Source organism: Serratia sp. BFP-2025, assembly GCF_050880365.1.
Lineage (GTDB): Bacteria > Pseudomonadota > Gammaproteobacteria > Enterobacterales > Enterobacteriaceae > Serratia > Serratia surfactantfaciens.
On sequence record NZ_JBPAFV010000001.1, the window covers coordinates 1,777,347 to 1,792,234 of the forward strand.

The 14,888-nt window shown below is 61.6% G+C and carries 14 protein-coding genes; 7 read left to right on the top strand and 7 right to left on the bottom strand.

The features are described from left to right. Positions 1 to 16: 16 nt before the first annotated feature. Positions 17 to 1,414 (bottom strand): class II fumarate hydratase, encoded by a 1,398-nt coding sequence (fumC, locus tag ACRAWE_RS08270; protein WP_063919390.1) that lies wholly within the window; start codon positions 1,412 to 1,414, stop codon positions 17 to 19. A 229-nt stretch (positions 1,415 to 1,643) separates the two neighbouring features. Next, a complete protein-coding gene (locus tag ACRAWE_RS08275) occupies positions 1,644 to 1,976 on the bottom strand; it encodes a hypothetical protein (RefSeq protein WP_019455931.1) in 333 nt (110 codons plus the stop codon). Positions 1,977 to 2,156: 180 nt separating this feature from the next. On the opposite strand from ACRAWE_RS08275, the gene ACRAWE_RS08280 reads away from it, so the two are divergent. From ACRAWE_RS08280 to ACRAWE_RS08290, 3 genes are all read left to right on the top strand, one after another. Then, a complete protein-coding gene (locus tag ACRAWE_RS08280) occupies positions 2,157 to 2,384 on the top strand; it encodes a hypothetical protein (RefSeq protein WP_154746156.1) in 228 nt (75 codons plus the stop codon). 69 nt (positions 2,385 to 2,453) lie between these two features. Continuing rightward, entirely contained in the window at positions 2,454 to 3,632 is a 1,179-nt protein-coding gene (manA, locus tag ACRAWE_RS08285; RefSeq protein ID WP_025159721.1) for a mannose-6-phosphate isomerase, read from the top strand. A gap of 141 nt (positions 3,633 to 3,773) precedes the next feature. Continuing rightward, complete coding sequence (locus ACRAWE_RS08290; RefSeq protein ID WP_025159720.1) at positions 3,774 to 5,312, top strand: YdgA family protein; 1,539 nt, start codon at positions 3,774 to 3,776, stop codon at positions 5,310 to 5,312. A 45-nt stretch (positions 5,313 to 5,357) separates the two neighbouring features. On the opposite strand, the gene ACRAWE_RS08295 is transcribed toward ACRAWE_RS08290, so the two are convergent. Beyond that, positions 5,358 to 6,509 carry a serine hydrolase domain-containing protein gene (locus ACRAWE_RS08295; protein ID WP_432525232.1) on the bottom strand — a complete coding sequence of 384 codons (1,152 nt, stop codon included), beginning with the start codon at positions 6,507 to 6,509 and terminating at the stop codon, positions 5,358 to 5,360. A 101-nt stretch (positions 6,510 to 6,610) separates the two neighbouring features. Here ACRAWE_RS08295 and ACRAWE_RS08300 point away from each other — a divergent pair, with 101 nt between their 5' ends. After that, positions 6,611 to 7,516, top strand: coding sequence for a LysR family transcriptional regulator (locus ACRAWE_RS08300; protein ID WP_432525233.1), 906 nt, complete (start codon positions 6,611 to 6,613; stop codon positions 7,514 to 7,516). A 29-nt stretch (positions 7,517 to 7,545) separates the two neighbouring features. Here the strand turns inward: ACRAWE_RS08300 and blaSRT are convergent, their stop codons facing one another. Next, positions 7,546 to 8,682: an SRT/SST family class C beta-lactamase gene (gene blaSRT / locus ACRAWE_RS08305; RefSeq protein ID WP_432525234.1), complete on the bottom strand. Its 1,137-nt coding sequence runs from the start codon at positions 8,680 to 8,682 to the stop codon at positions 7,546 to 7,548. A gap of 205 nt (positions 8,683 to 8,887) precedes the next feature. Between blaSRT and ACRAWE_RS08310 the strand changes: the two genes are divergently transcribed. After that, positions 8,888 to 9,769 (top strand): LysR family transcriptional regulator, encoded by an 882-nt coding sequence (locus ACRAWE_RS08310; protein WP_025159716.1) that lies wholly within the window; start codon positions 8,888 to 8,890, stop codon positions 9,767 to 9,769. Here the strand turns inward: ACRAWE_RS08310 and ACRAWE_RS08315 are convergent. Continuing rightward, positions 9,766 to 10,797, bottom strand: a complete 1,032-nt coding sequence (locus ACRAWE_RS08315; protein ID WP_019455935.1) for a Mal regulon transcriptional regulator MalI — start codon at positions 10,795 to 10,797, stop codon at positions 9,766 to 9,768. The two genes, ACRAWE_RS08310 and ACRAWE_RS08315, sit on opposite strands and share 4 nt — an antisense overlap. Positions 10,798 to 11,020: 223 nt before the next feature. Here ACRAWE_RS08315 and malX point away from each other — a divergent pair, with 223 nt between their 5' ends. Beyond that, positions 11,021 to 12,640, top strand: a complete 1,620-nt coding sequence (malX, locus tag ACRAWE_RS08320) for a maltose/glucose-specific PTS transporter subunit IIBC (protein ID WP_019455936.1) — start codon at positions 11,021 to 11,023, stop codon at positions 12,638 to 12,640. Further along, entirely contained in the window at positions 12,633 to 13,814 is a 1,182-nt protein-coding gene (locus tag ACRAWE_RS08325; RefSeq protein WP_432525235.1) for a MalY/PatB family protein, read from the top strand. The genes malX and ACRAWE_RS08325 overlap by 8 nt, the downstream gene beginning before the upstream one ends. Positions 13,815 to 13,846: 32 nt before the next feature. On the opposite strand, the gene ACRAWE_RS08330 is transcribed toward ACRAWE_RS08325, so the two are convergent. Together ACRAWE_RS08330 and ACRAWE_RS08335 are read right to left on the bottom strand one after the other, a co-directional pair. Then, positions 13,847 to 14,215 (bottom strand): hypothetical protein, encoded by a 369-nt coding sequence (locus tag ACRAWE_RS08330; RefSeq protein ID WP_019455938.1) that lies wholly within the window; start codon positions 14,213 to 14,215, stop codon positions 13,847 to 13,849. Next, on the bottom strand, positions 14,212 to 14,808 hold the full coding sequence (locus tag ACRAWE_RS08335; protein WP_063919382.1) for an NUDIX domain-containing protein: 597 nt from the start codon (positions 14,806 to 14,808) through the stop codon (positions 14,212 to 14,214). Before ACRAWE_RS08335 ends, ACRAWE_RS08330 begins: the two co-directional genes overlap by 4 nt. Between the last annotated feature and the right edge of the window lie 80 nt (positions 14,809 to 14,888).

A 14,888-nucleotide genomic window follows, 5' to 3' on the forward strand; every position in this document is an offset into this window, starting at 1 on the left:
ATGACGGCGAACGCGATTACTTCTGCATGCTGCCGACCATCGCCTCCGGCCGCACCCACTCGTCGAACTGCGCTTCGGTCAGATAGCCGAGCTTCAGCGCCGCGGCTTTCAGCGTCAGCCCTTCCTTGTGCGCTTTCTTGGCGATTTCCGCCGCCTTGTCATAGCCGATATGGGTGTTGAGCGCGGTCACCAACATCAACGATTCATTCAGCAACTGGGTGATGCGATCGCGATTCGGTTCGATGCCTACCGCGCAGTGCTCGTTGAAGCCCTGCATGCCGTCGGCCAGCAGACGGATCGACTGCAGATAGTTGTGGATCACCATCGGGCGAAATACGTTCAGCTCGAAGTTGCCGGAAGCGCCGCCGATGTTCACCGCCACATCGTTGCCCAGCACCTGGGCACACAGCATGGTCATCGCTTCGCACTGGGTCGGATTGACCTTGCCCGGCATGATCGAACTGCCCGGTTCGTTCTCCGGGATCGCGATCTCGCCGATGCCGCAGCGCGGGCCGGACGCCAGCCAGCGCACATCGTTAGCGATCTTCATCAGCGAGGCCGCCAACCCTTTCAGCGCGCCATGGCCCTGCACCAGCGCATCGCAGGTCGCCAGCGCTTCGAACTTGTTCGGGGCGGTGACGAACGGCTGATGGGTCAATGCCGCCAGCGCTTTAGCGACGCGCACCGCGTACTCCGGATGGGTATTCAGACCGGTGCCGACCGCCGTGCCGCCCAGCGCCAGCTCGGCGAGGTGCGGGATACTGTCTTCGATGTGTTTCAGGCTGTGCGCCAGCATCGCCGCCCAGCCGGAGATCTCCTGGCCCAGGGTCAGCGGCGTGGCGTCCTGCAGATGGGTGCGGCCGATTTTGACGATGTCGCGGTAGGCTTCGGCCTTGTCGCTCAGCGTCTTGTGCAACACTTTCAGCTCGGGGATCAGGTGCTCGCGCAGCGCAATCACCGCCGCCACGTGCATCGCGGTGGGAAACACGTCGTTGGAACTTTGGCTTTTATTGACGTCGTCGTTCGGGTGCACCTTGCGCTCTTCACCGCGCACGCCGCCCAGCAGCTCGCTGGCGCGGTTGGCCAACACTTCGTTCATGTTCATGTTGGTCTGGGTGCCGGAGCCGGTTTGCCAGATCGAGAGCGGGAACTGGTCGGCATGGCTGCCCGCCAGCACTTCGTCGGCGGCTTTGATGATGGCGGCGCCCCGCTCGGCCGGCAGCAGCCCGAGATCCACGTTCACCTGCGCAGCGGCACGCTTGGTCAACGCCAGCGCATGGATCAGCGCGGTCGGCATCTTTTCGGTGGAAATGCGGAAATGCGCCAACGAGCGCTGGGTCTGCGCGCCCCACAGCTTGTCGGCCGGTACTTCGATGGGGCCCATGGAGTCTTTTTCGATACGAACGCCTGCCATCATTGTCTCCTTAGCATAATTCCTAAAATTGTAGGGTCAGGCCGACGCGCTACCCCCCGTCGGCATGCACTCCCAGTATAGTGACATAATAACTATTCGCATTAAGAGAGTTATCTCACAGCACGATTCATCTCTTTGACCCATTGATGACACGGTTATTTGCCATCGGTTAACCCGTGTAAAAATAACGTTGAAGAATGCGCCTGGATAATAGACACACAGATAAGAACTAACGCGGATGCCGTGAATTAACGTTATTGATGCGCTGCGCCTGCAAATGGTTGAGCTCATCGATACGCTGCTGCTGCAGATGATTGATCTCATCGTAGGCGTCTTGCCGCTCATTATGGCGATACGCCCCGGCCGCCACCGCGCCGGCGGTGAGCGCCAACGGATGCGGGGCGGGCGCGATCGCGACGGGAACCGCTGCCGGTGCGGGCGCAACGACGATCGGCGCCGGCGTTATCACCACGGCGCGCGGGGCGGCGTAGGGATAGGTGACGATCACCGCGGCCTGGGCTGCGCCGGTGCAAAGCCCCAATAGCAACAACAGTTTTTTCATGCGACAGACCTCTTGTTTCATTAAATTGACTCGTTAACGGTTACGGTAACGAGGTCTGTCATTCAGGTTTAAGCTCGGCGTGTGATCGCCCGGCGCAGCGCGAAAATAATAATAAGGGAATGGCTCAGACGGTAAAAAATAAATTCGGTCGACATATTTTGACATGCTGAAAATTAAATAATGCGGCAGGTTGTCCGAGCCGTCGGCAATAACCCCGCCTTCCCCAAAAATAATCGATTAACGGGTTTACCGGGCCGCCTTGAGGCCGGCGCGCCATTTGAGACGCCGATCGTTATCACGCTATACTTTGGCCGCATTGCCGGGCGCGACGTTATCCGGCGTTATTTTGATCGCGCCCATGATTTTTACCGTCGACGCGGGCGTATGATGGTCGTCGGCAAAGATTGAGATAATCATACAAAAATCAGTAAGTTATTGGCCGTCAGTACGGCAATGACGCAAAGGACGTTTATCGACATGCAAAAAATGACCAACGCGGTACAGAATTACGCCTGGGGCAGCCACGATGCGCTGACTCGCCTTTACGGCATCGCCAATCCCGATAACCAGCCGATGGCCGAACTGTGGATGGGCGCGCATCCCAAGAGCCCTTCCCGCGTGCCGGGCGCCGACGGCGAGCTGCGGTCGCTGCGCTTTCTTATCGATGAAGACCAGCCAAAGCAGCTGGGTGCCGACGTCGCCAGCCGCTTTGGCGAGTTGCCGTTCCTGTTTAAAGTGCTGTGCGCCGATCAACCGCTGTCGATCCAGGTCCATCCGAGCAAAGCGGCGGCCGAGATCGGCTTCGCGAAAGAGAACGCAGCCGGCATCCCGCTGAGCGCCGCCGAACGCAACTACAAAGATCCTAATCACAAGCCCGAGCTGGTCTTCGCCCTGACGCCGTTCCTGGCGATGAACGGCTTTCGCGAGCTGGCCGATATCGTTTCCCTGCTGCAGCCGATCGCCGGCGCGCACCACGACATCGCCGCCTTCCTGCAACAGCCGGACACCGCGCACCTGTCGACCCTGTTCGCCAGTCTGTTGACGATGAGCGGCGAGCAAAAATCGCTGGCGCTCGGCGTGCTGAAAGCCGCGCTCAACAACCAGCAGGGTGAACCCTGGAATACCGTGCGCTTTATCGCCGGCTTTTACCCGGACGACAGCGGCCTGTTCTCGCCGCTGCTGCTGAACGTGGTGCAGCTCGCACCGGGCGAGGCGATGTTCCTGTATGCCGAAACGCCGCACGCCTACCTGAAAGGCGTGGCGCTGGAGGTGATGGCCAACTCGGATAACGTGCTGCGCGCCGGCCTGACGCCGAAATTTATCGACGTGCCTGAGCTGCTGGCCAACCTGCAGTTCCGCCCGCAACCGGCGTCCGGCCTGCTGACCCAACCGGAACAACGCGGCAATGAGCTGTTCTTCCCGATCCCGGTGGAGGATTTCGCCTTCTCGCTGCACGATTTGACCGCCGCTCCACAGACGCTGACGCAGCAGAGCGCGGCCATCGTGTTCTGCGTCAGCGGTGAAGCGACGCTGGAAAAATCGGGGCAGCGCCTGGCGCTCCAACCGGGCGAATCCTGCTTTATCGGCGCCTTCGAATCCCCGGTCAACGTCAGCGGCAGCGGCCGCATCGCCCGGGTTTATAACCAGCTGGCCTAACCGTTGATAAATTTCAGCAAATTGCTTGCTGAAAGCGAGAGCTGCCCCCACAATTAAACGCCTGCGGGCGTTTATTGTCGGCCCGTATTTGCCCCCTCCCTCGCAACGGAGGGTTATAAGAAAAAAGGATGAAACAGAGCTATGAAAAAATCGTTAGTCGCTGTCAGCGTCATTGTGGTTCTTGGCGCAGCATGGACCGGGGCATCCTGGTACACCGGGAAACTGATCGAGCAACACATGGGCGAAGTCGTCGACAACGCCAACGGCCAGTTGAAAGCTTACCTGCCGAAAGCCGGCGTCAAGCTGAGCTATGAAAATTACCAGCGCGGCCTGTTCAGCAGCAAAGTGCGTTATGTGCTGCGTTCCGACGGCACGGATACCAGTGAGAACGCGGCGCTGAAAACCGGTGAAGAAGTGGCGTTCCTGGAAACCATCGATCACGGTCCGTTCCCCTTCGCCCAGCTGAAAAAATTCAACCTGCTGCCGAGCATGGCGTCGGTGCATACCGAGCTGGAAAATACCCCAGCGGTGAAAGGCCTGTTTGAGGTCACCAAAGGCAAATCGCTGTTTACCGCCGATTCGCGCATCTCGTACAACGGTGACACCGCGTCCGCCATCGACATCATCCCGCTGGAATACCAGAAGGATAAATCCTCGCTGAAATTCAGCGGCGCCACCCTCAACGCCGACGTGTCCAGCGATCTGAAGAACCTCGCGCTCGACGCCAACAGCGACAACATCACCGTGAGCAGCCCGAACGCTTTCGGCCAAACCGAGCAGATCACCTTCCAGGGCTTCAAGCTGAAAGGCAACAGCGACGAGAGCAAGTTCGGCGTTAAACTCGGCGATCAGACGATGACGCTGAAGCAGTTCAAGTTGGCGATTGACGGTAAAGACGCCGTGACCCTGGACGGCTTCAACCTGGTGAGCAAGTTCGGCGAGCAAGGCAGCAGCAATATCGGCGGCCAGATCGACTACACCATGGACGCGCTCAAGGTGCAGGGCAACGACTTCGGCGCCGGTAAACTGACGCTGAAAATCGATAACGTCGACGGCAAAGCGCTGAAAGATTTCTCCGATAGCTACAACCGCCAGACCATGGCGCTGCTGCAGCAGGGTGAAAATCTGGATCCGGAGGTCTACGAACAGCAGACCACCGAGATGCTGCAAAAGAACCTGCCGCTGCTGCTGAAAGGCAACCCAAGCCTCAGCATCGCCCCGCTGAGCTGGAAAAACGGCAAGGGTGAAAGCACCTTCACGCTGGATCTGGCGCTGACCGATCCAAGCCAGGCCGGCTCTCCGGCCGAATCGCCGGACCAGATGGTCGCGCGCGTGGTGAAAAAACTGGATCTCAGCCTGACCATTCCGGAAGCGATGGCCACCGAAGTGACCGCGAAGACCGCGCTGTTGCAGGGTTACAACGAGGAAGACGCGCAGAAGCTGGCGCAGCAGCAAGTGCAGGGTCTGGCGGCGATGGGCCAGATGTTCAAGCTGACTACCCAGAAAGACGGCGTGATCGCGAGCAAGTTCCACTATGCTGACAATCAGGTTGACCTGAACGGCAACAAGATGTCGCTGCAGGAGTTCATCGGCCAGTTCGGCCTGCTGGGCGGCGGCGCCCCGGCGGAAGACGACGAACCGGCGCAGGACGCGCAGCCTGTTCCGGCACCGGCGCAGTAATCGCCTGAAAGCCTGATCGAGGGCCCCCTGCGGGGCCCTTTTTATTTACCCCGCATAAACCGCATCGCGGATCTGCTGCGGATAGCGGCCGCACATGCCTTCGAACGCGGTATTGGTCAAGACAACCACGCTCAGCTGCGCCTCGGGATCAAAGAACCAGCTGTGGCCATAAACCCCACCCCAGGCCTGGGTGCCCGCATGCTGCGGCGTATTTGCCGCCTCGGCATCCACCAGCAGCGCCCCGCAGAATCCCCACCCCCAACCTGGCCCTTGCGTTTGCGCCTCGGCGCCGACATGCGGGCTGCGCAGCAAAGCCACCGTCTCCGGCCGCAGAATGCCCTGCCCGCCGCTGCGCAGCGCCTCCACCAGCCGCAGCACGTCGTCGGCATCGCCAACCATGCCGGCGCCGCCGGAAGGAAACGCTTCGGCGTCAAACGCGCGCGCCGGCGAGAATTCGACATCGGCGCCCATGTCCTCCGGCAGCGCCACCCGCACGCCTTCCGACATGCGCTGCGGCCCCTGCGGCGTATTGTAATACGGCGTCGCCAGGTTCGCGGCGTCGGTGGCATGGAACGCGGTATTGCCGAGCGCCAGCGGCCGCGCGACCCATTCGACAAACAGCTGCGGCAGCGACATGCTCGTCACCCGTTCAAGCACCGCCCCCAGCACGTCGATCGCCAACGAATAGTTGAAGCGCACTCCCGGTTCCGACAGCAAAGGCGCCTGCGCCAGCCGCCGCAGGTTTTGCTCCAGCGTCAGCGTCGAGCGCTCCACGCCGTCCTGGATCCCCATCTGGTGATATAAGCCTGTCGGCGGCTGATTCAGCCGATAATCCAGCCCGGCGGTATGGCTCAGCAAATGACGAATTTTGATCGCCGGGCGACGGCCGTCGGCCAGCGCCGGGGTAAACCACGGCAGCCAATCGCTGACCGCATCGTCCAGCGCCAGCTTACCCTGTTCGATCAAACGCAGCGCCGCCAGCGCGGTATAGGGTTTGGACACCGACGACAGCCGAAACTGCGTTTCCCGCCGCATCGGCCGCCGCGCCTCGCGATCGGCATAGCCGGCCGCCCCGGCGTAGCAAATCTCGCCCTGCCGCGCCACCAGCACCACGCTGCCCACGATGCGGCCTTCGGCGATCGCCTGCCGATCGATAGCCGCGAGCCGTTCTGTTAACGTCTGTTGTTTCGCCAACATGTTTTTTGCTCTTTGATAAAAAGTACATTCAGTCTAGAACGTTATTCATAAATTAAAATACGGCATAATTTAATGGATCATTAAGCACAGGTTAGCAATCTATGAGTTCACTTTTGCAACTGTTGCCCTATTTCGAAGCCGTCGCGCGCCTGGGCAACTTTACCCGCGCGGCTAACCAGCTGGGCGTCACGCCGCCGGCGGTGTCGCAAAACATTCAGGCGCTGGAGAATCAGCTGGGAGTGCGGTTATTTCACCGCACCAGCCGCTCGGTGCGCCTCAGCGACGAGGGCCGCTTGTTTTACCAGAAGGTGTCGCCGGCGATGAGCCAGATCGACGTGGCGGCGGACGACGTGCGTACCCTGGGCGCACAGCCGGCGGGTCTGCTGCGCATTACGCTGCCGCAGTTGGCCGCTTCGCTTCTGGTAATGCCGCACCTGGCGGCGTTTCAGCGCCGCTATCCCGAGGTGCAGCTGGAACTGTTTACCGAAGACCGCTTTTCCGATCTGGTGCTGGGCAGTTTCGATGCTGGCATTCGCATGCACGCCATGCTGCAAAAGGACATGGTCGCCGTGCCGATCGACAACGGGCAACGCCGGGTGCTGGTCGCCTCACCCGACTATCTGGCGCGCTGCGGCGCACCGGCCACGCCGGATGAGCTGCTCGCGCACCATTGCCTGCGCTACCGTTTTCCCGGCAGCGGCAAACTGGAACCCTGGTATTTCAGTCAACATGGCGATGAACGCGCGCTGGACGTCAGCGGCAGTTTGATTTTTAACGAAGATAGGCTGATCAAGGATGCCGCGTTGGCGGGACTGGGGATTGCACAGCGTTTTCAGGGCACGGTGCTGAAAGAACTGGCGCAGGGCGATCTGGTGGAAGTGTTGCCGGACTGCGCCAGCGAGACGTCGGGATTTTTCATCTACTTTCCCGCCGGCCGGCATTTGCCGCTCAAGCTGCGCGCCTTTATCGATTTCATGCGCGAGCGGCGTGAACGGCAGCATCGGTAATAGGGGCGCCCCGTCGGCGCCCCTGTCCGTCAGCGCTTATCCAGCGCCTGGATGATGCGGTAAGCCGCCTCGACGCGATCGTCGTTCGGGAACCACTTGTTGGCCAGCATCACCACGGCGATATTTTTCGCCGGGATAAACACCGCGTAGGTGGAGAAACCGCCAGTGGAACCGGTTTTGTTATACCAGCCGGCGCGCAATTCCGGCTGCGGCGGCGTGAGGACGGTGGCCGGCGTGCCGTTCATGATCATCCCGGCGTTGTTGCCTTCGATCAGTCGCGGCAGTTTTACCGGATACGGGTAGTTCTCCCACATCAGATCCTGCGTGAACGCGCCCGCCTTGTAATAACCGACGTGCGTGCCGGCCAGCGCTTCGCGCCACGGCTGTGCGACCTTCACCTGCTTCAGGTTGGCGTCCAGGTAACGAATCAGATCGCGGGCGTTGGATTTGATGCCGTAAGACTCGGCGTCCAGCGGGCCGGGATTGACCCGCACCGGTTTGTCGTCCTTGTTATATCCTTGCGCATAGTTGGCCATCTGCGCCGCCGGCACCTGAATATAGGTGTGGCTCATGCCCAGCGCCGGCAACATCCCCTGTTCCATCGCCTGGATAAACGGCTGGTCGAGGCTCTTGGCGGCGATCATGCCCAGCATGCCGATGCCGAGGTTGGAGTAGACGCGGTAGCTGCCGACCGGGTGTTTCGGCTGCCAGGCCCGGTAGTAGGCCATCAGTTGGGCATTGTCGGTGACGTCGTCCGGTACGAACAGCGGCAGACCGGAGGTGTGGGTTGCCAGATTCAGCAGGCTGACGCCATCGAAGGCGCTGCCGCGCAGTTCAGGCAGATAGCGGCTGGCCGGATCGCTAAACGACAGCTTGCCCTGCTGCTGCGCATAGACCGCCAGCGTCGCAGTGAAGGTTTTGCTCAGCGAGCCCACTTCGAACAGCGTCTGCTCGGTGATCGGTTTGCCGGTCTGCTTCGAGGCCACGCCATACGGGTAGATCTGCTGTTTGCCGTCGACCGACACGGCGATCGCCATGCCCGGCACGCCGTACTTTTTCATCAGCGGCTGAATTACGGCGTCGATATCCTGCTGCTGCGCGGCATGCGCGGTCGGCAGGATCAATGCGGCGATCAGCGCGGCCGCCAGGCGATTCATTTTCGTCATGATAGAAACTCTTCGGTTGCAGGGCATCGGCGCGGCCAAAAGTTTTTATTGGCGTTGAACACGGCGTTTTCCCTGATTGATGATGTCATTCCTTTACGGACTCCGCCACTTTCGCAGCAGTGGCGCCAAATATCGGATTTTGCCGCCGGGTTGACAAGCGATAATAATTTCAGCCAGCATAAAGAAAAACTTATGGCTATCAATCATGCGCAATCGACTTCCCCTCAACGCCCTGCGGGCGTTCGAATCTTCCGCTCGCCACCTGAACTTCACCCGCGCCGGCCTGGAGCTGAGGGTGACCCAGGCCGCCGTCAGCCAGCAGGTGCGCATGCTGGAAGAACAGCTGGGCATTCAGCTGTTCCGCCGCCTGCCGCGCGGGCTGGATCTGACGGAAGAAGGCCAGGCGCTGCTGCCGGTGTTGAACGACGCCTTCGACCGTATCGAGGCGGTGCTGCAGCAGTTCGAAGGCGGGCATTTCCACGAGGTGCTGACGGTGGCGGTGGTCGGCACCTTCGCCGTCGGCTGGCTGATGCCACGGCTGGCGGCGTTCCGCACCGCGCATCCGTTTATCGATCTGCGGGTGTTGACCCACAACAACCTGGTCAATCTGTCGGCGGACGGCATGGATTTCGCCATCCGCTTCGGCGAAGGCCTGTGGCCCGCCACCCGTAATATCAAGCTGTTCGACGCACCGCTGACGGTGCTCTGCCCGCCGGCGGTTGCCGCGCGCCTGCACGCGCCGCAGGACCTGCAGCACGAGCAGCTGATGCGCACTTACCGCAAGGATGAATGGGAGCGCTGGTTCAGCGCGGCGCAGGTGACGCCGTGGCGGATCAACGGCCCGGTGTTCGATTCCTCAAGGCTGATGGTGGAAGGCGCGATCCAGTGCGACGGCGTGGCGCTGGCGCCGGTCAGCATGTTCCGCCGCGAACTGGCCACCGGCGCGCTGCAGCGGCCGTTCGCCGCCGAGGCCGCGCTCGGCGCCTATTGGCTGACCCATTTGAAATCGCGGGATTTGACACCGGCGATGAAAGCCTTTATCGGCTGGATCGGCCGGGAGGCGGAAGAGGAGCAGCGGCGCGACTAAGCGGAGCCGCGCCGGATCAGCGCCGGCGGCAGGATGACGTTCTGCGTCGGCAGATCGGCGTCATGGATGCGCTGCAACAGGCGCGCAGCGGCGCTGCGCCCCACTTCCCGCGCCGAGCTGGAAACAAAGGTTAGCGGTGGTTCGGTCAGTTCGGCCTCCGGCACGTCGCCAAAGCCGATCAGCGCCACCTGTCGCCCGTAGTAGGCGTCGACCCCGTCCGAACCGATGCTGCGGCCGCTGCGCGTCAGGCCAAAGTAGGCGCCCAGCGCCACCGACGCCTTGTGGCAGACGATAGCGGTGATATTCGGGTAGTGGCGCAGCAGCTGCTCCGCCGCCTCCGCCGCCTGGCTCTGTCGGCAATCGCACTCGACGATCCATTCGCTGCGAAACGGCAGGCCATACTGCAACAGCGTGGCACAGAATCCGCCCAGCCGTTCAGCGCGCGTCAACGAGTCGCTCTGGCCGCCGAGGTAAGCGATTTGGCTGTGACCGCGGGCGATCAAAAACTCGGTGGCCAGCTTGGCGGCCTGCATATTGTCCGGCCGTACCACGTCCACCCCCTCGAGACCGCTGGAGCGCGCCACGCAGACCAGCGGCACGCCCTGCTCGGCCGCCTTTTCCTTCAGCCCCGCCGCCGCGCGAATGCCGCCCGCCAGCACGATGCCGTCGACGCCCTGCGCCAGCAGCGCGTCAAACGCCCGCTGCAGCCCCTGACCTTCCCGCCCGCTCTGCGTCAAAAACAGCAGTTTGTCGTGCGCCTCCAGCGTTTCGCTCAGCCCGGCAGTCATTTCGGCATAGAAGGGTTCGCAGATGTCGCGCAGAATCAGGCCGATCACCCCGGACTCGCCGCCGCGCAGCGTCGCCGCCTGGCGGTTGCGCACATAGCCCAGCTGCGCTATCGCCTGATTGACCTTCTCGACGGTGGTGGGCGAAATCCGCCCCTTGCCGCTCAACACCAGGGAAACTGTGGTGACCGAAACGCCCGCCTGTTGCGCCACATCGGTAATGGTGATCTTTTTAATGCTCATAGTCTCTGCGAACCCGTTCCTGGGCAACCCGCGCCGTGATGATCAAGGGTATACCGAATCCGTTAACTCAGTAAAACGTTTTACTGACCGCCGCATTGTCGCCAAAAAGCGGGCGGAAAATTTGTGATTAACGGCGCATTTTTGCTAGGTAAAACGTTTTATCTTCTTTTTACCTAATCAGCAGCCCCCTTTTTGCTCGTCTTTTCGCCAGGAGAAGTCGGTTATGTCAGCAGCCAACAAACCAAAAATCACCCTCTGGGAGTTCTTCCAGAGCCTGGGCAAAACGTTCATGTTGCCCGTCGCCTTGCTCTCTTTCTGCGGCATCATGCTGGGGATCGGCAGCTCGCTGAGCAGCCGCGATGTGATCACCCTGATGCCGTTTATCGGCCATCCGATCTTCCAGCTGATCTTTACCTGGATGAGCAAGATAGGCTCCTTCGCCTTCAGCTTCCTGCCGGTGATGTTCGCCATCGCCATTCCGCTGGGCATGGCGCGCGAGAACAAGGGCGTGGCCGCGTTCTCCGGCTTTGTCGGCTTCGCCGTGCTGAATCTGGCCACCAACTTCTATCTGACCGCCGCCGGCGTGCTGCCCAGCAGCGATCCGTTGGTGCTGAAGGCCAACAACATCCAGAACATTCTCGGCATTCAGTCGATCGACACCGGCATCCTTGGCGCGGTGATCGTCGGTATCATCGTGTATCTGCTGCATGAACGTTTCCACACCATCCGCCTGCCGGACGCGCTGGCGTTCTTCGGCGGCACCCGCTTCGTGCCGATCGTGACCACCGTGGTGCTGGGCCTGTGCGGCCTGGTGATCCCGCTGATCTGGCCGTGGTTCGCCGCCGGCATTAACGGCCTGGGCCGCGTCATCAACGGCGCCGGCATCTTCGGGCCGATGATTTTCGGCACCGGCGAACGCCTGCTGCTGCCGTTCGGCCTGCATCACATTCTGGTGGCGCTGATCCGCTTTACCGAAGCAGGCGGCACGCTGGACGTTTGCGGCCATAGCGTCAGCGGTGCCCTGACCATCTTCCAGGCTCAGCTCTCCTGCCCGACCACCACCGGCTTTGCCGAAAGCGCCACCCGCTTCCTGTCGCAGGGCAAAATGCCGGCGTTCCTCGGTGGCCTGCCGGGCGCGGCGCTGGCAATGTACCACTGTGCCAAACCGGAGAACCGCCATAAAATCAAAGGGCTGTTGATCTCCGGCGTGGTAGCCTGCGTGGTCGGCGGCACCACCGAACCGATCGAGTTCCTGTTCCTGTTCGTCGCGCCGTTCCTCTATCTGATCCACGCGCTGCTCACCGGGTTGGGCTTTACCGTGATGGCGCTGCTGGGTGTGACCATCGGCAACACCGACGGCAACATCATCGATTTCGTGGTGTTCGGCATTCTGCACGGCACCGCCACCAAGTGGTATCTGGTGCCGGTGGTGGCCGCCGTCTGGTTCGTCGGCTATTACGCCATTTTCCGCTTCGCCATCCAGCGCTTTAACATCAAAACGCCGGGCCGCGAGAGCGACAGCGCCGCCAGCCAAAGCGCGCCGAGCGGAGCAGTGGGCAAATCCGGCTACAATGCGCCGGCGATTTTGGCGGCGCTCGGCGGCCCGGATAACATCATCACGCTGGACAACTGCATCACCCGCCTGCGCCTGTCGGTCAATGACATGAGCCGCGTGGACGATGCCGCGCTGAAGGCCAACCGCGCCATCGGCGTGGTGCATCTCAACGAACATAATCTGCAGGTGGTGATCGGCCCGCAGGTGCAATCGGTGAAGGATGAATTAGACTCACTGATAGCCACGGCGCAACCTGCCGCGGCGCTGCAGGGAGCCACCCATGTTTGATTTCTCCACCCCGATCGACCGCCACGGCACCTGGTGCACCCAGTGGGACTACATCGCCGATCGTTTCGGCAGCGCCGATCTGCTGCCGTTCACCATCTCCGATATGGACTTCGCCACCGCGCCGTGCATTCTCGAGGCGCTGCAGCAGCGCCTGCAGCACGGCGTGCTGGGCTACAGCCGCTGGCAGCACGAGGATTTTCTCGGCGCGCTGCGCCACTGGTATCAGCAACGTTTCAACACCGCTGTCGACACCGCAACGGCGGTGTACGGCCCTTCCGTTATCTACATGGCGGCGCAGCTGATCCGCCAATGGTCCGTGCCGGGCGACTACGTGGTGACCCATACTCCGGCCTACGACGCCTTCTACAAGGTGATCCTCGCCAACCAGCGCCAGCTGCTGGCCTGTCCGCTGCAAAAAGCCGGCGACGACTGGCGCTGCGACATGGCGCACCTTGAGGCGTTGCTGGCGCGGCCGCAAACCAAGATCCTGCTGCTGTGCAGCCCGCACAACCCCACCGGCAAGGTATGGCGCCGCGAAGAGCTGCAGCAGATGGCCGAACTGTGCGAGCGCCACGACGTGAGGGTGATCAGCGATGAGATCCACATGGACATGGTATGGGGCAAACACCGCCATACGCCGTGGAGCCAGGTGGCGACCGGCGCCTGGGCATTGCTGACCTCCGGCTCCAAGAGTTTCAATATTCCGGCGCTGACCGGCGCCTACGGTTTTATCAGCGACGACGCCAGCCGCGAAGCCTACTTCCAGCAGCTCAAATCCCGCGACGGCCTCTCCTCGCCGGCGGTGTTGGCGGTGGCGGCGCACGTGGCCGCCTATCGTCACGGCGAACCCTGGCTGGATGCGCTGCGCGACTATCTGCAGGATAATCTGACCTACGTCGCCGAACGGCTGGCGGAGGCGTTTCCCGCGCTGGGCTGGCGCCCGCCGCAGGCCACCTACCTGGCCTGGATCGATCTGCGGCCGCTGGCCATTGACGATCGCGCGCTGCAGCAGGCGCTGATCGAGCGTGAAAAGGTGGCGATCATGCCGGGCTTCACCTACGGCGAGGAAGGCCGCGGGTTCCTGCGCCTCAACGCCGGCTGCCCGCGCGGCAAGCTGGAGGCCGGCATGGATAAGCTGATCGCCGGGTTGAGGTTTGTCCTGAACGAAAAATAACGCGAGGGGGCGAGCCTGCGCCCGCCCCTGCGTTATGCCTGTACGGCCGGGATCTCCTCCAGATGACGATAGACCGTCAATCCCCACTCCTTGGCCAACCGCACGTCGTTATCGGCCCCCGCAGACGTCCCTTCGATGCGATACACCGCCTGACACTGCGCAATCAACCGGTGAGCCACCGGGTAGAGAAACGCCTCGCTCACCGCATCGCCAAGTTGGGTGGAACCCGCCGCAGCCGCCAGAGGCAGCGCCAACCATTCGCCGATCACCGGTACGTGTCCCCGCAGATAGACCGCCAGCGCCGCCTGTTCCAGGCGCGCCAGATTGGCGGCGATACGCGCCGGATCGCCCTCGGTGCCGCTGCGATAGGGGCCGGCGATCAAAATTTGTTGGGCCTTCATGGTTCTTCCTCCAGCATCCGATTCAAAGCGACAAACTGCAGCAGCATGATGGTTTTGGCGTCAACGATCGCGCCTTGACGAATCGCCTGCAGGGCCTGCGTCAGCGGCAGCTCGATCACCTCCAGATCTTCGCCCTCCGCCGCCACCCCGCCGCCCTCGTTGATGCGGTCGGCCGCCTGATATTCGCCGACGAAAAAGTGCAGCTTCTCGGTGACCGAGCCGGGGCTCATGTACGCCTCGAACACTTTCTCCACGTTCTGCACGAAATAGCCGGTTTCCTCTTCGGCTTCTGCGCGAATGCGCGCCTCAGGAGACGCGTCGTCCAATAACCCGGCGGCAGCTTCAATCAACATGCCGTCATGGCCGTTGACGAAGACCGGAAAGCGAAACTGGCGCGTCAGGATCACCGTCTTCGCCTGCCGGTTGAACAGCAAAATGGTGGCGCCATCACCGCGATCGTAAGTCTCGCGGCTCTGCCGCTGCCAGACGCCGTCGCGCCGCAGAAAATCAAAGGTGGTTTTTTTCAGCAGATACCAGTCATCGGACAACACCCGGGTTTCGACAATGCGGACTCGGTCTTTGGTGGCAATCATGGTTTTTCTCCGCCATAGGAAGGAAATTGATACTATCGTGCAGTTTCGTGTATGATCAAGATATTTCGTGCAAAGCAAAT

Bases quoted from the DNA above. Each gene is read 5' to 3' on its own strand.
- malX (WP_019455936.1), top strand. From the start codon at position 11,021: ATGTCAGCAGCCAACAAACCAAAAATCACCCTCTGGGAGTTCTTCCAG.
- ACRAWE_RS08280 (WP_154746156.1), top strand. From the start codon at position 2,157: ATGCGGCAGGTTGTCCGAGCCGTCGGCAATAACCCCGCCTTCCCCAAA.
- fumC (WP_063919390.1), bottom strand. From the start codon at position 1,414: ATGGCAGGCGTTCGTATCGAAAAAGACTCCATGGGCCCCATCGAAGTA.
- ACRAWE_RS08295 (WP_432525232.1), bottom strand. From the start codon at position 6,509: ATGTTGGCGAAACAACAGACGTTAACAGAACGGCTCGCGGCTATCGAT.
- manA (WP_025159721.1), top strand. From the start codon at position 2,454: ATGCAAAAAATGACCAACGCGGTACAGAATTACGCCTGGGGCAGCCAC.
- ACRAWE_RS08315 (WP_019455935.1), bottom strand. From the start codon at position 10,797: ATGAGCATTAAAAAGATCACCATTACCGATGTGGCGCAACAGGCGGGC.
- ACRAWE_RS08290 (WP_025159720.1), top strand. From the start codon at position 3,774: ATGAAAAAATCGTTAGTCGCTGTCAGCGTCATTGTGGTTCTTGGCGCA.
- ACRAWE_RS08335 (WP_063919382.1), bottom strand. From the start codon at position 14,808: ATGATTGCCACCAAAGACCGAGTCCGCATTGTCGAAACCCGGGTGTTG.
- ACRAWE_RS08325 (WP_432525235.1), top strand. From the start codon at position 12,633: ATGTTTGATTTCTCCACCCCGATCGACCGCCACGGCACCTGGTGCACC.
- ACRAWE_RS08300 (WP_432525233.1), top strand. From the start codon at position 6,611: ATGAGTTCACTTTTGCAACTGTTGCCCTATTTCGAAGCCGTCGCGCGC.
- ACRAWE_RS08330 (WP_019455938.1), bottom strand. From the start codon at position 14,215: ATGAAGGCCCAACAAATTTTGATCGCCGGCCCCTATCGCAGCGGCACC.
- ACRAWE_RS08275 (WP_019455931.1), bottom strand. From the start codon at position 1,976: ATGAAAAAACTGTTGTTGCTATTGGGGCTTTGCACCGGCGCAGCCCAG.
- blaSRT (WP_432525234.1), bottom strand. From the start codon at position 8,682: ATGACGAAAATGAATCGCCTGGCGGCCGCGCTGATCGCCGCATTGATC.
- ACRAWE_RS08310 (WP_025159716.1), top strand. From the start codon at position 8,888: ATGCGCAATCGACTTCCCCTCAACGCCCTGCGGGCGTTCGAATCTTCC.